Below are 13,924 nucleotides of genomic sequence, written 5' to 3'. Positions count from 1 at the left end.
CGCCGGGGTTTGTTTCTAGAGTAAGGCTGAATTCATTTCACACAGAGGAATATGACATGAATGCAACTCATCAACCCAAGCGTTTGGCGGTGCTGGTCGGCAGCCCGCGCCGCGACGGCAACAGCGCCACGCTGGCACAGGCGATCATGGCGGGCGCCGCCGAAGCCGGCACCCTCGCCAGCCTGCATTTTCTCGACGATTACCTGAGCGGTTTTCTGAGCGATGAACGCCATACGCCGCCGCCGGCCGATCGCTACGCCGAGCTGTTCCTGGAGCACTTCCTGCCGGCCGACGGCGCGGTGTTTTGCACGCCGATTTACTGGTACGGCATGTCGGCGCAAACCAAGGCCTTTTTCGATCGCTCGTTCAGCTTCTATTCCAATGCCTACCCTCAGGCGGCGGACGTGCACCAACGCATGAGCGGCAAGCGCATCGGGCTGGCGGTGGCGTCGGAAGAGACCTACCCCGGCGCGGCGCTGGGCATCGTGCATCAGATCCAGGAGTTCAGCCGCTACACCCATTCCGCCTTCGTTGGGCTGGTGCACGGCGCCGGCAACCAACGCGGCGAGATCGCCCGCGATCCGCGCAACCCGCTGCGGGCCGCCCGCGAGTTGGGGCGCGAGTTCTTCACCCGCCCCTACTCGGATTATCAGATGGACAGCCCGCGCAGCACGCAGGTGTGGGCGGACTGACGCTTGAGTCTGCCGGTAAATCGCACTGTCACCCTCCGGCGGCGATCGCCGCCAGCAGATGACGCGCGACGCTTTCGGCGTGTTCCGCCACCTGCGGCAGCCCCATCAGTTCGCCGAAGCGGCCGCGCGCCGCCGGGCCGGCCACCAGCAGGCGCGGGTTGGCCAGGCCGTCGCCGCCGATCGCCTGGCTGTCGGCATTGACCCACAGCCCCAGCCCCAGCGGATCGGCGCGCAGCGCCCCCTGCTCCGCCAGTGAACGGAGCAAGGGGCTGGCGGCGATCAGGCCGGCATGGGCCGGGCCCGTGGTGATCAGCAGCCGCTGCGCCTGCAGCGCCCGCTCTGCGCCTTGGCGCGGCAGAATCGTCAACCTTACGCCCTGCGGCGTTCGCTCCGCTCGACGCAAACGAGCGGCCAATACCTGCAGCGTGCCCGCCGCCTGTTGCTCCGACAGCAGCGTGCTCACCTGCGGCGCAAGGCGATAGCGATGCACGTCCCAATAGGCGCGCAAATGCCGCAGAAAGCGCTGCTGTTCGGTCGGCGTCAACGCTTGCCACAGGCGCTGCCCCTGGGCGCGCACCGCGTCTAACACCGCCTGCCACGGCACCCGTTGCCGAGCGGCGCGCGCCACCTCAAGGCGCACCTGCCGCACCCCATCGCGCAGTCCGGCGGACGGGGAAAACGACCATGTCGGGTACTCCCCTTCGGCATTGGGGCGCGGCAGCAGGCCGTGACGAGAGAAGGCGGTAATCGGCCCGCGATGCCCGCGGCGGTGCAACGCCGCCACCGTATCGGCCATCGTCAGCCCAGTGCCGACGATCGCCAACGCCTCACCGGGTTCAACTTCGTCCAGCGCCTCCGCCGCCCAGGGATTGGCGATCAGACGCGCATCGCGCGCCAGCTCCGGGGCGATCTGCCGCGGCAGCGCGGGCGGCGGATGACTGGTCGCCAACACCACATAGTCGCCCCACAGCCGTTCGCCGCCGGCGGTGATGACGGTCGCGCCCTGCGCCTGCGGCTGCAGGTGCAGCGCCCGATCGCGCAGGTGCCGCAAGCGGGCCCGGCCCGACTGCGCCGCCTGATGGAAACGTTCCTCGACATAGCGGCCGAAGGCGCCGCGCTGCGGATAGGCTTTACCGTCGCGCCACAACGCCTGCGGATCGGCCGCCAATCCGCCGCCCAGGCGATACCAGCGGTCAAAATCCCCCGCCGGCTCATCCGCCAGCTGCATCCGATCGGCCGGGACGTTGATGCGGTGGGTCGGTTCAGTGGTCGAGTAGGCCACGCCATAGCCCGGCGCCGCGCGCGGTTCGATCACCGTGACATCCACCGCTCCGCGCGCCAGCTGGATCGCCAGCGCCGCGCCGGTGAAACCGCCGCCGATAACGATAATATGGGCACGCTTCGCCATCAGCCCTCCCGCTGCGCCGGGCCGGGACGACGATCGCCGCCGATGGTTTCGCCGAACGGGCCGGTATTGATCGTGCGGGCCGTCTGATGGGCCGGCTGCGCCAGCGGCAACAGCGGCATCACCAGTTCGGCGAAGCGGTGGGCCTCTTCCAGATGCGGATAGCCGGAAAGGATGAAATTGTCGATGCCCAGCGCCTGATACTCGCGTATGCGCGCCGCCACCTGCTGCGGATTGCCCACCAACGCGGTGCCGGCGCCGCCGCGCACCAGGCCGACGCCGGCCCACAGGTTGGGGCCGATGCGCAGACTCTCGCGCGAGCCGCCATGCAGCTCGCTCATGCGGCGCTGGCCGGTGGAGTCCATGCGCGCAAAGATCTGCTGCGCCGCCGCGATGGTGTCGTCATCCAGATGCGCGATCAGGCGCTCGGCCGCCGCCCAGGCTTCGTCTTCGGTTTCGCGCACGATAACGTGCAGACGAATGCCGTAGCTGAGTTTACGTCCCTGCCGCTCGGCGCACTGGCGCACCGCCGCCAGCTTTTCCGCCACCTGAGCCAGCGGCTCGCCCCAGGTCAGGTAGGTGTCGATCTGCCCGGCGGCGATGTCGATCGCTTCCGGCGAGGAGCCGCCGAAATAGAGCGGCGGGCCGTTTTCCTGTACCGGCGGGAACAGCAATTCGGCGCCTTCGACGCGAATATGCTTACCGCTGAAATCCACCTTCTCCCCTTGCAGCAGCCGTTGATACACCGTGAGAAATTCCTGTGTCACCTCGTAGCGTTCGGCATGGCTGAGGAAGATGCCATCCCCTTTGTTTTCCACCGGATCGCCGCCGGTCACCACGTTGATCAGCAGGCGCCCGTCCGACAACCGGTCCAGCGTCGCGGCCATGCGCGCCGCCAGGCTCGGCGGCTGCAGGCCGGGGCGCACCGCCACCAGATAGCGCAACCGACGGGTGAGCGGTGCCAGCGCCGCCGCCACCAACCAGGAATCCTCGCAGCTTTTACCGGTTGGGATCAGCACGCCGTAATAGCCGAGGTTATCGGCGGCCAGCGCCACTTGCTGCAAGTAAGGCAAGTCTACCGGGCGCCCGCCCTGCGCCGTGCCCAGATAGCGGCCATCGCCGTGGGTCGGCAGAAACCAGAAAACGTTGATGCGTTCTTTCGCTGACTCAGTCATTTATGCTTTTCCTATATAACTATTCTCAATATTTATCGATAGAAAAATCTTGCTTGGTTATAAAACGAAAAGCAGGATGCATGCCACAGTGGCGGATTTTAAAAAGCAATGCATATCAATGCGTTGAAAAGACATCACCGCCCAAGCGCTGCTGCATTGGCAGCAGGCGGCGGCGAAAAGCTGTTGCCAATGCAGCACCGTGCGCCTTTTACCCTCTCGCGGCCGCTCATGGGCTGGGATAAGATTTTTTTCCCCCTTCGCCGTCAGCCAGGAGACGCCCATGTACGATCCCCAACCGTTCGCCGCCGACAAACCGGTGCTGATCGATCCGGCGTCGCTCGCTCTGCAAAGCGTGCTCGATCGGCTGGCCCCCACCGATGCCACCGTACTGATCGTCGGCGAAACCGGCACCGGCAAAGAGGTGGTGGCGCGCTATCTGCACCACCACAGCGCGCGCCGCCATCGCCCTTTTTTGGCGGTCAACTGCGGCGCGCTGACGGAAAGCCTGGCGGAAGCCGAATTGTTCGGCCATGAGAAAGGCGCCTTCACCGGCGCCGTCGGCACCCATCAGGGCTGGTTCGAAGCGGCGGAAGGCGGCACCCTGCTGCTGGACGAGATCGGCGAACTCAACCTGTCGCTGCAGGTCAAGCTGCTGCGCGTGTTGCAGGAACGGGAAATCACCCGCGTCGGTTCGCGCAAACCGCTGAAGATCGATGTGCGGGTCATCGCCGCCACCCACGTCGATCTGGCCGGCGCAATCCGCCAACGACGCTTCCGCGAAGATCTCTATTACCGGCTGAACGTCGCGGCGGTGACCTTACCCCCGTTGCGCCAGCGGCCGGAGGACATTCCGGCGCTGACCAGACACTTTCTTGCGCTGTACGCCCGCCGGCTGGGACGGCCGCCGCTGCAGTTGACGGTGGAGGCGCAGCAGGCGCTGCTGGACTACCCCTGGCCCGGCAACGTGCGCGAGCTGGAGAACACGCTGCATAATGCGGTCTTGCTGAGCCAGGAGGGGCCGATCGCCCCGCAGCAACTGCGGCTCACGCAACGCCTGACGGATCACGGCGGCGGCGGTGACGACGCCATCGATCGCTTCGTGCAGCAGCAGTTACAAGGCGACGGTATCCAGCTCTACCAACGGGTGCTGGATGCGCTGGTGCGCAACGCCTTCGAACGCAGCGGCGGCAACCAGCTGCAGGCGGCGGCCTTGCTCGGCGTCAGCCGCAATACCCTGCGCACCCATTTGGCGCATCTTGGCCTGATCAAACCGCGCCGCCGCAGCGTCGGCGCGCCCGCGCATTCGCCGGCCATCAGCGCAGCGCCGCTGCCCGAACGCGAACTGCGCATCGGCTATCAAAAATTTGGCAACCTCGGCGTGCTCAAGGCGCGGCAAAGCCTGGAACAGCACTTCGCCGCACAGCGCATCAGCGTACTGTGGAGCGAGTTTCCCGCCGGGCCGCAGCTGCTGCACGCGCTCGACGGCGATGAAATAGACTTCGGCACCACCGGCGAAGTGCCGCCGATCTTCGCGCAGGCGCAGGGCAACGCGCTGGTGTATGTCGGGTTTGAGCCGCCGGCGCCGCAAAGCGTGGCGATGGTGGTGCCGCAAGACAGCCCGATACGCAGCGCCGCCGATCTGCGCGGCAAACGCATCGCGCTCAACAAAGGCTCCAACGTGCACTATTTATTGCTGCAGATGTTGGACGAACAGGGACTGACGTTGAACGATGTGCGCATCGTCTATGCGCCGCCGAAGTATCCGCTGTCGGCGACCGACCTGCAGGCGGTGGACGCCTGGATGATGTGGGATCCGCTGCTCAGCGACGCGCAGCGCAGCGGGGAACTGCGCGTGATCGCCGACGGCACCCAACGGGTGCTCAATCAGCAATTCTATCTGGCGCGCCGCGAGTTCGCCGAGCGCTCGGGCGATCTGTTGCAGCCGCTGATGCAAGCATTGCAGCACACCGGCCGCTACATTGCCGCGCAGCCGAGAGAAGCCGCTCGTCACCTTTCCGACGAACTGGGGCTGGCGAGCGCCTCGCTGGAACTCGCGCTGTCGCGCCGCAGCCACGAGATCCGCGCCATGGATTTGCAGGTGATCCGCCAGCAGCAAAGCATCGCCGACCGCTTCTACGCCCTGGGGCTGTTGCCCAAAGCGATCGCCGTGCGCGAGGCGGTTTGGCCGCTGGGATCTTAGCCTGGCTTCGGAGGGCGCAGCATCGGCCGCCCTTTCTCCTCTGCGCACAAACTCATATCGCCGTCGGAGCCGGGCGGTAATGCCAATGCCGCAAAGACATTTTTAGGTAAAATATACCGCCGATGTCAGTGCTAGGATTAATTCGCTATCATTTTATGTGCACTTTCAATTAACGTTACCCTGTTATTTTCGCATTCGCCGGTCGTCACGACCGGCTTTTTTATTTCCCCGCTTCCCTGCCAAAAATATCGTTTTTTGGTAAAAAAAAGCGCGCCAGGTAGGATTACATAGCAACTGCATGGCCTTATTTCCCGTGTAGGGCCGTGCATCTCAGAGAGATTGTCGATGTTTCATTGGCCGGCGTTAATCGCCGGCTTTTTTTATCTTCATTTCATGACGCCTGCGCGTCGCAGGCCTCACGTCTTATTGCCAAAGAGGATGCGCGCATGCCGAGTCCATTGTTCCGTGAGATAACACTTTTCGGTAAAGACAAAACCTCAACGCGCGCTATTATTTAATTGTAGTGTTGTCATACCTATTGAATACCCCATGCTTACCGACCCTCGCGGTCGGTTTTTTTTCTCCCTCACCAACCGTTCCGTTGGCGGAAACAGGCTTATGGGGCGTTGACGGGAGGGCGCCATCAAAATATCGATGGCATAACCCAAGCTTTCCGTTGTGATCAGGCAACCTGCTGCCGCGCGCGATAAACAAAGCTCATTTTATCGGGATGAAATACCACATGCTGACGTTTTCCTTTTCACCTGGGCAGTGATCGTGAATTTTAAAGATTACGCTTTGCGTGATGAAGATATCCAGGGAAGCCAACACCCCCTCATAGAGCGATAGGATGAACTCATTTTCGCTCATCTTTTTTTCATTGCGTCTGATCGCAATGTACTTTGCCGATGCGTTGTACAGGCTACAGGTTATTGGATTCTTTACGTTTACCTTCATCTGCCCCCGGCTGATTACCGGCGAAAGCAGTTGCACGATCCTTTTATTCTCGTAATACTCATGCAGATTCAAGTACACGATGCTGCTGGGGAAAGGCTCTTTATCGAAGCCAATAATCGGTTGATAATTGAGAAAAGGCCAATCGCGCAGGGTTCTGAATGTTCTTGGCGGGCAACCGAATTGATTTGAAAACGCACGGCTAAATGATTGCTGAGAACTAAATCCGGAGAGCAACGCGATTTCATAGATCTTCATATCGGTACATTTCAGCAATAACGTCGCGCGGCTTAGTCTGCGCTTTCTGATATAAGTCCCTATCTTCATCCCTTCATACAAATAGAACATCCGCTGTAAATGCCCGATGGAATACCCTGACTTAATGGATAGCGCCCTTATTGATACATGGCTTTGTGTATCAATAGCTTTTTCAATGATAGCGATTATCTCATCTAAAATATTGCGTCTGAACTTGTTAGAACAATCCATAGTAAAGCCTGTCATCTTGCTATTTTTATTATTGAATGCATCTCTCTTCTTGCGGAACCAAAAGCTGTCCGGCTTGCTTTCTTTCGAAGAATGGCATTCCCATATCCGTTCAAATATATCCACGCATCACGTTGCACAAAAATCATTTCCAGGGCGAAAGATGCCGATTCACCTCTCGCACAAGATGAGATTCACAAAGAAGTCGTGTGGAAAAACGCTGATAAACCACGGACGCCAAGACAGAAAACGCTCAGCGTTTATTCTGCCTCAAAAAACGCAGGCCACAGCCAGAAGATAAATAGCAAACGCTATTTTTCGTGAAAATACCCCCCTCATACTCCTCCCTGAATGTCATTATCCTTGATACCCCCTTGGATTAACCATTATTTAATTGCGCAATCCCCTGCCTGGCCTATTTGCCGCTTAACCACCCACTCTTAAACATAGAATAGTTAATTATTTCGATTCGAAAAGATGTTACTGTCAATAAATTGACAGCCATATAGAGTTTTTATCTATCAATGAGCAAAAAATGTGCTCCCACCACCTTGACTCATTCATACAAACTCATAAAAATCAATAAATTAATACACTTAAAATGTATCCCTGTACTTTCTCCTTCTTAGCCATACGCTGCTATTTGGTAAATGACACTTTTAAGTACATTTTTTTTAATTTACCGCGTTAATATTGCAAGCGTTCTATACTCAGGATATTTCCTAAAAGAACGGATAAATTGGGGGCTTATCGCTGAATACCGATAACGCGTTATTTTACCCAACGCAACCATTAGGCAGATAACTAAAAGGGAGCTCCTGCATGTTTATAACCAAAGTCATTGAGGAGCTGCTCGCCTGGGTGGAAGAAAGTGGGTTCAATGAGAAGCTCACCGTTGAGATGCTGTCAGAAAAAAGCGGATATTCACGCGGGCATATCCAAAAAGCGTTTAAAGATGAAACAGGGATGACTTTCGGGAGCTATGTGAGGGGCAGAAAACTCATTCGCGCCGCATTTATGTTGAAAGCGACGAACCTCTCTATTTCCGATATCGTTAAAGCGCTGAACTTTCAGTCATATCAATCCTTTGAACGGGCGTTTCGCAAGCAATTCAGAACCTCGCCGATGCAGTATCGCAAAAGTAAATCGTGGGACGTGTCCTCCGCCATCCCATTGCTGTTTCTCGACGGCATTCCCGAGCATCGCTATGTGCACCTGCCAAAATTTTTCGACGATTCAGGGGATGGCGTTGATGCAGAGATAGATCACTTCCATCCTGCGGTTTCCGCGCTGCGATTGGCGGCAATTGATAACATGAAAAAAACGGATAGCGGCGTGATTAACTTTTTCAATTTTGGCGCGAGCATCAAGAAAGAGAATTACGTCAGCATCTATTTGAAGACCCTCTATATTTCTGAAGAGGACTGTCTTGGCAGCGTGCTTGCCTCTCTGGCCGACGCCCAGGGAAAAAAAGACATGCAACTTTATGCAGAGTTCAGTTATGACGGCGCAAGCGATGAGGCGCAAAAATTCACGCAAAGTATCTACACCAAATCATTCCCGATAAATAAAGTTGGCATGATCGATCGCTTTCTCATTGAAATTATCACCCCCAAAGGCGGCGATAGAATAGAGATGAAGACCTATATCCCCATTGTCTTCCCTATCAAGCGCAGAGAGAAAGAGGTAGCGCCAGGGCCAGCGCGGTAACCCTGTCACTATCGGCGTTGCTATTTATTAAAAAGGGTAATGATTTATATTAAACAATAAAGAGTTATGATGAATTTAGGCTCAAAACCACTCATTACCCACTCGCTGCAAAGCGCCAACTTTAAGACTTATCTAATTGGAAAACACGTCAATATCGCCCTGAAGATCGCGCCAAGATGAGTTCTTCTCGCCCCCACAAGGAATCACCGCTTATCCGTTAAGCGTTGACTTCGATATGACTTACGTACCAAAACCTTAAATATCAATGTGTTACCCACATTTGCTTTTTGTGCGGCCGATTGGATAACTTATTGTTTTTATTCTATTTGCGCTAAATACCCCGCCTGAGCGCAACCGGCATTTTTCGCTTTATCCCGCCCGCACGCTTGTAGACATCCCCAGGTAGTGACGATATTTTATTTCTACGAGACTTATTTTTACGGGTGCTATCAATATGCCTTAAACAAGAATAAAGCGCGTCAGGAAAATAGAATTATGAGTATTCAAGTATGGTCTAAAAACCTAAAAAAACACTATCCTAATGTTAATGTTGAAAAAGTCACCGTCGGCGAACGCGGGAAAGGTTATATTGTCTATGTCGATGGGGAAAGAATGGCATTAAATCATTTTTTTCGCCGTTTCTATCGACACCGGCTTGATAAAGAATGACGTTTCATCCTGAACTCAACGCAGGGTAAACCTCTACGCAACCTCGTGATTAAAAGCAATTTCGCATTCATCATCACTCTAAATAATTAGTCCAGAGAGGCTCTTTCATTCAATGCGCTTATCACTGCAATAAAATATCGGATTGCCCAGCGCACCCAAAACCGTATCTCTGCGAGACGGTTACAACCCGGTATTAAATAAAAATGTTGATGGTTATTTTTATCGCGCGCGTTCTGTCATCGCCCAATAAAAACCCCTTATCTTGGTCTGGCGACTGATCCAAGCCGCAATGGCCACTGTTGAAATGGATATCAAAACGACAACTCAATGCCCCTAAAGCGTTAAAGAATAAAAAGTCTCAAGGCGGGACATGCCTTGCCTTTCGCGCCGGCATTTTCAGGCGTTGGCAGCGATGGGATGGTGATCCAATGTGGATTTAAAAGTCAAAGGAAAACATATGATTAGAACATCGTTTGGTAAGAGAGCCGCAATAATCACGTTCTTTTGCTTGCTGGTTTTTTCTGGCGTCGCGTTAACCGTGGGGGGAATTTGGCTGATCGCCCTCGGCGGATCGTTCTACTATGCCATTACCGGGATAGGCTACATCGCCGCCGCAGTGCTGGTCCTCAAGCGCAGCAAATCGGCTTGTTACTTAACCGGCCTGCTGTTTTTGATGACGGTGCTGTGGGCGCTTTGGGAGTCGGGGCTTAACTACTGGGCATTGTTCCCTCGTCTGCTGGTGCCCGCCGGCCTCTCTATTATCGCCGCGTTTTTACTTCCCTCGTACCTGCACGGCGCCAAGAGTCGAAAGCAGGCTTACATCGCCGGTTCGGCATTATCCGTGGCCTTTGTCGCTTTCTTTATCGGCGCCTTCTTTCCCCATGGCGAAATTACCCCTGCTGGCGACGTGACGTTTATCGAGAGCAAAAGCGACAATGCGCCTGCCGATTGGAGCGCCTATGGCCGCACGACGGAAGGAACGCGCTACGCGCCGTTCAATCAGGTGAACCGTTTAACCGTCAAAGATCTGAAACTCGCCTGGGTTTATCGCACCGGCGATTTCCGGCCGGGCGTGGACCAAAATACCCCGCTCGCGATTGATGATGTGGTGTATAGCTGCACGCCCAACGGCCTTATCACCGCTATCGATGCCGATACGGGTAAAGCGCGCTGGAAATTTGACTCGCATTCCACCTCCCCCGTTTGGCAACGCTGCCGCGGGCTTGGCTACTACAAAAATGAGGAGGTTGCGCCAGGCGCTCTGTGCGAGAAAACGATCGTTCACACCACGATCGATGCCCGCCTCATTGCGCTGGATGCCAAAACGGGCCAGAAATGCCCCGCCTTCGGTCAAAACGGTGAGGTGAATCTCGGCCAGCATATGGGGGAAGTCAAACCGGGTTATTACTTCCAAACCTCGGCGCCGACCATCGCCAGAGGGAAGATTATCGTCGGCGGCTGGGTTATCGATAACGTAATGAAAGGCGAGCCTTCCGGCGTCATCAGGGCGTTCGACGCCAAAACCGGCGAGTTGGACTGGGCGTGGGACTTAGGCAATCCGGGCATCACCAAGGCGCCGCCGGCCGGAAGCACCTATACGCGCGGCACGCCGAATATGTGGACCACCGCCGCCTATGACGACAAATTAGGCTTGTTGTATGCGCCGCTTGGCAATGCAACGCCCGACTATTACGGCATGAATCGCCCGGAAAATTCGGATGAGTACAACTCTGCCCTGGTCGCCATTGATATTGAAACAGGCCGTGAGCGCTGGAAATTCCAAACCACGCATCACGACATTTGGGATTATGACCTCGCGTCCCAACCCGCGCTGGTAGACGGTTTTGATGAGCAACATCGCTCGGTGCCCGCCCTTTTGCTCGGCACCAAACGCGGGCAGATTTTCTACCTGAACCGGGAGACCGGCAAACCGCTGGCGCAGGTTGAAGAGAAAGCCGTGCCGACCCAAGGCGCCGCAGAGGAAGAGCGCCTCTCGCCAACCCAGCCGTTCTCCGTCGGCATGCCGACCATTGGCGCCGAGCGCCTGACCGAAGAAAAAATGTGGGGCACCACCCTGTTTGACCAGATGGCCTGCCGCATCCTGTTCAAACAGATGAATTACCAGGGCGACATGACCCCGATCGGCACCCGCCCAACGCTCGAGCAGCCCGGCAATTTAGGCGGACTCAACTGGGGGAGCATGTCGATTGATCCTGTAAACCATATGGCTTACATGAACGATGTGCGCATCCCGAATGTGTTTTGGTTAGTGGCGCGCGACAGCTATGAACGCGTCGCGAAGCAGTACCCGCAAAAAGTGATCGATGGCCACGGGCCTTCTCCCATGATCGGCACGCCATACGGCATGATCACGTTGATGTGGATGTCGCCGCTCGAAGTGCCTTGCAACCAACCCCCTTACGGCACGATCACCGCCGTCGATTACAAAAACAAAAAGATCGCCTGGCAGATACCGGCCGGCACCGCCGAAAAAATGGGGCCGCTGGGCATCAGATCGCACCTGCCGATGCCGGTTGGCATGCCCACCTACGCGGGCACCATGACGACCGCCGGCGGCCTGGTCTTCTTCGCCGGCTTCCAGGACTATTATCTGCGCGCCTATAACAGCAGCACCGGCAAAGAAGTCTGGAAATATGCGCTGCCGGTCGGCGCGAGCGCGACGCCGATGAGCTACGTTTCGCCTAAAACCGGCAAGCAATACATCGTTATTGTGGTCGGCGGCGCCGCGCATTCGTCAGAAACCGGCGATTACGTGATGGCGTTTGCGCTGCCTTAACCCTTTGCCCCGTTTGCCTGCGCCATCACACAGGCAAGCGGGGGCGAAGACCGGCCTTGCTCAACTGCGCTTTCTTTATCGACAGCGGCCGCCGTGGCCGCTGCTCAGCCTTGGCCGACGAGCCCGCCAGAGGGGCGGCATGCAGAAAAACCGTTTGATAACGGCGAGAAAAATTAAATCCACAAAAGGTTCACGATGGAAACATTCTTCACCATATTGATCTTATTGCTCACCGTCTCGTTGTCCGGCGTCGTGACGCGCATATTGCCCTTCCAAATCCCGCTTCCGCTGATGCAAATCATCGTTGGCGCCGTGTTGGCCTGGCCGCAGTTTGGGTTGCATATCGACTTCAATCCCGAGCTTTTCTTGATGCTGTTTATTCCCCCGCTGCTGTTCGCCGACGGTTGGAAAACGCCGGCGCAAGAGTTCATCCATTACGGCAGAGAAATCCTTTGTCTGGCCCTGGTGCTGGTGATCATCACGGTCGTCGGGGTGGGTTATCTGATCCACTTCCTGCTCCCGTCAATCCCCCTCGCCGCCGCATTTGCCCTGGCCGCCGTTCTGTCGCCAACGGACGCCGTGGCGCTGTCCGGCATCGTCGGTAAAGGACGCATGCCCAAACCCGTGATGAGCGTAATTGAAGGGGAGGCGCTGATGAACGACGCCTCCGGGTTGGTTTCCCTCAACTTCTCCATCGCTGTCGCGCTCGGCGCGATGGCGTTTACCCTGGAGAGCGCCTTTCTGACCTTTCTTCAGGTATCGATTGGCGGGGTGCTGTGCGGCATCATTATTGTCTTTCTCTATAATCAAATGGTTAAGTTCATCCATAAATGGATGTATAACGATTCCGCCACCCAGATTATTTTCTCGCTGTTACTGCCCTTTTCCTGCTATCTGATTGCGGAAAGAATCGGCGTATCCGGCATCCTGGCCGCCGTCAGCGCCGGCATGATGATTGGCCAATCCAAAGTGAATCGCAGCATGCCGCTGGTGCGTTTACGCACCAATAATATTTGGGAAATGCTCGAGTTCGTGTTTAACGGCATGGTGTTTATTCTGCTTGGGCTGCAGCTGCCGGGCATCTTGAACTTCACCGTGGCGCAAACCGGTATCGATCATTCCATCAGCCTGGAGACACTGCTGGCTTACGTGGTGATCATCTATTTTAGTTTGATCGCCGTGCGTTTGATTTGGCTGTGGCTGATGAAGGTCGGCAGCGCGACCCTGATGCGCAAAGATCCGCTGTTATTTTCGAAATTCAGCACGCGCGATCTGTTCGTCGCCGCCTTTGCCGGGGTGCGAGGGGCGGTGACCCTGGCGGGCGTGCTGTCAATTCCGCTGTTTCTATTGGATGGCTCGCCATTCCCGGGGCGGTATCAGCTGGTGTTTATCGCCTCAGGAGTCATCTTGCTCTCGATCGTCGTCGGCATCGTCACGCTGCCCTTCCTGTTGCGCGGCAATCTGCCGCCGGAAGAAGATCAGGAAGAGGCTTTCTCCGTTTCAGAAGCCTTGGCGAGCGCGGCGACCAAGGCCGTCAACGAAACCAAGGAAAAGCTGCTCGTCGCCCCGCCGGACGACGCCACGCCGGAACTGATTGAAGAAACGACGCGGCGGATGCTGGACGTGCTGCAACGTAAAATTCTGACCAAAGAAGACGTTAAGAATATCGTGGCGCTGAAGCGGCTGGAAAAGCAGCTGTACTTAGCCTCGTTGCACGCGGAAAGAGAAGAGCTGTACCGGCTGCGCCGCATGAAGAAAATCAGCCATGAGAAACAGAGAAAGCTGCTGCATCGCATTGATATTACTGAGGTGCTGATCGCTGAAGACAGCGTTTAA

Annotated in this window: 10 protein-coding genes; 6 read left to right on the top strand and 4 right to left on the bottom strand. The window is 56.6% G+C overall.

The features are described from left to right. The first annotated feature begins 56 nt into the window (after positions 1-56). The gene (locus ACJ8M3_RS02050; RefSeq protein WP_033651832.1) at positions 57-692 is read left to right on the top strand and encodes a flavodoxin family protein; all 636 of its coding nucleotides are present in this window, start codon (positions 57-59) and stop codon (positions 690-692) included. A 28-nt stretch (positions 693-720) separates the two neighbouring features. Here the strand turns inward: ACJ8M3_RS02050 and ACJ8M3_RS02045 are convergent, their stop codons facing one another. From ACJ8M3_RS02045 to ACJ8M3_RS02035, 3 genes are read right to left on the bottom strand one after another with little or no spacing between them, the layout of a single operon-like run. Beyond that, positions 721-2,100, bottom strand: a complete 1,380-nt coding sequence (locus ACJ8M3_RS02045; RefSeq protein WP_089197210.1) for an FAD/NAD(P)-binding protein — start codon at positions 2,098-2,100, stop codon at positions 721-723. Beyond that, the gene (ssuD, locus tag ACJ8M3_RS02040) at positions 2,100-3,272 is read right to left on the bottom strand and encodes an FMNH2-dependent alkanesulfonate monooxygenase (RefSeq protein WP_047574561.1); all 1,173 of its coding nucleotides are present in this window, start codon (positions 3,270-3,272) and stop codon (positions 2,100-2,102) included. The genes ACJ8M3_RS02045 and ssuD overlap by 1 nt, the downstream gene beginning before the upstream one ends. Before the next feature lie 57 nt (positions 3,273-3,329). After that, a complete protein-coding gene (locus tag ACJ8M3_RS02035; protein WP_139120308.1) occupies positions 3,330-3,554 on the bottom strand; it encodes a hypothetical protein in 225 nt (74 codons plus the stop codon). Here ACJ8M3_RS02035 and ACJ8M3_RS02030 point away from each other — a divergent pair. Beyond that, on the top strand, positions 3,553-5,472 hold the full coding sequence (locus tag ACJ8M3_RS02030) for a sigma-54-dependent Fis family transcriptional regulator (RefSeq protein ID WP_069099984.1): 1,920 nt from the start codon (positions 3,553-3,555) through the stop codon (positions 5,470-5,472). The two genes, ACJ8M3_RS02035 and ACJ8M3_RS02030, sit on opposite strands and share 2 nt — an antisense overlap. A 717-nt stretch (positions 5,473-6,189) precedes the next feature. On the opposite strand, the gene ACJ8M3_RS02025 is transcribed toward ACJ8M3_RS02030, so the two are convergent. After that, the gene (locus ACJ8M3_RS02025; RefSeq protein ID WP_223524802.1) at positions 6,190-7,038 is read right to left on the bottom strand and encodes a helix-turn-helix domain-containing protein; all 849 of its coding nucleotides are present in this window, start codon (positions 7,036-7,038) and stop codon (positions 6,190-6,192) included. A 696-nt stretch (positions 7,039-7,734) separates the two neighbouring features. On the opposite strand from ACJ8M3_RS02025, the gene ACJ8M3_RS02020 reads away from it, so the two are divergent. The 4 genes from ACJ8M3_RS02020 (at position 7,735) to ACJ8M3_RS02005 (ending at position 13,924) form a co-directional block, all read left to right on the top strand. Then, entirely contained in the window at positions 7,735-8,622 is an 888-nt protein-coding gene (locus ACJ8M3_RS02020) for a helix-turn-helix domain-containing protein (RefSeq protein WP_089197211.1), read from the top strand. 495 nt (positions 8,623-9,117) lie between these two features. After that, on the top strand, positions 9,118-9,291 hold the full coding sequence (locus ACJ8M3_RS02015; protein WP_154219870.1) for a hypothetical protein: 174 nt from the start codon (positions 9,118-9,120) through the stop codon (positions 9,289-9,291). 457 nt (positions 9,292-9,748) lie between these two features. After that, positions 9,749-12,088, top strand: coding sequence for a membrane-bound PQQ-dependent dehydrogenase, glucose/quinate/shikimate family (locus ACJ8M3_RS02010; protein ID WP_089197212.1), 2,340 nt, complete (start codon positions 9,749-9,751; stop codon positions 12,086-12,088). Positions 12,089-12,283: 195 nt separating this feature from the next. Then, complete coding sequence (locus ACJ8M3_RS02005; protein ID WP_016927100.1) at positions 12,284-13,924, top strand: Na+/H+ antiporter; 1,641 nt, start codon at positions 12,284-12,286, stop codon at positions 13,922-13,924.

This window comes from Serratia sp. CY55921, from assembly GCF_052167655.1.
In the GTDB taxonomy this organism is placed as follows: Bacteria; Pseudomonadota; Gammaproteobacteria; order Enterobacterales; family Enterobacteriaceae; genus Serratia; species Serratia ureilytica.
This window is presented reverse-complemented; position numbering and strand designations above follow the sequence as displayed.

Excerpts from the sequence above, each read along its gene's own strand:
- ACJ8M3_RS02050 (WP_033651832.1), top strand. The coding sequence starts at position 57 with ATGAATGCAACTCATCAACCCAAGCGTTTGGCGGTGCTGGTCGGCAGC.
- ACJ8M3_RS02015 (WP_154219870.1), top strand. The coding sequence starts at position 9,118 with ATGAGTATTCAAGTATGGTCTAAAAACCTAAAAAAACACTATCCTAAT.
- ACJ8M3_RS02045 (WP_089197210.1), bottom strand. The coding sequence starts at position 2,100 with ATGGCGAAGCGTGCCCATATTATCGTTATCGGCGGCGGTTTCACCGGC.
- ACJ8M3_RS02020 (WP_089197211.1), top strand. The coding sequence starts at position 7,735 with ATGTTTATAACCAAAGTCATTGAGGAGCTGCTCGCCTGGGTGGAAGAA.
- ACJ8M3_RS02010 (WP_089197212.1), top strand. The coding sequence starts at position 9,749 with ATGATTAGAACATCGTTTGGTAAGAGAGCCGCAATAATCACGTTCTTT.
- ACJ8M3_RS02030 (WP_069099984.1), top strand. The coding sequence starts at position 3,553 with ATGTACGATCCCCAACCGTTCGCCGCCGACAAACCGGTGCTGATCGAT.
- ACJ8M3_RS02005 (WP_016927100.1), top strand. The coding sequence starts at position 12,284 with ATGGAAACATTCTTCACCATATTGATCTTATTGCTCACCGTCTCGTTG.
- ssuD (WP_047574561.1), bottom strand. The coding sequence starts at position 3,272 with ATGACTGAGTCAGCGAAAGAACGCATCAACGTTTTCTGGTTTCTGCCG.
- ACJ8M3_RS02035 (WP_139120308.1), bottom strand. The coding sequence starts at position 3,554 with ATGGGCGTCTCCTGGCTGACGGCGAAGGGGGAAAAAAATCTTATCCCA.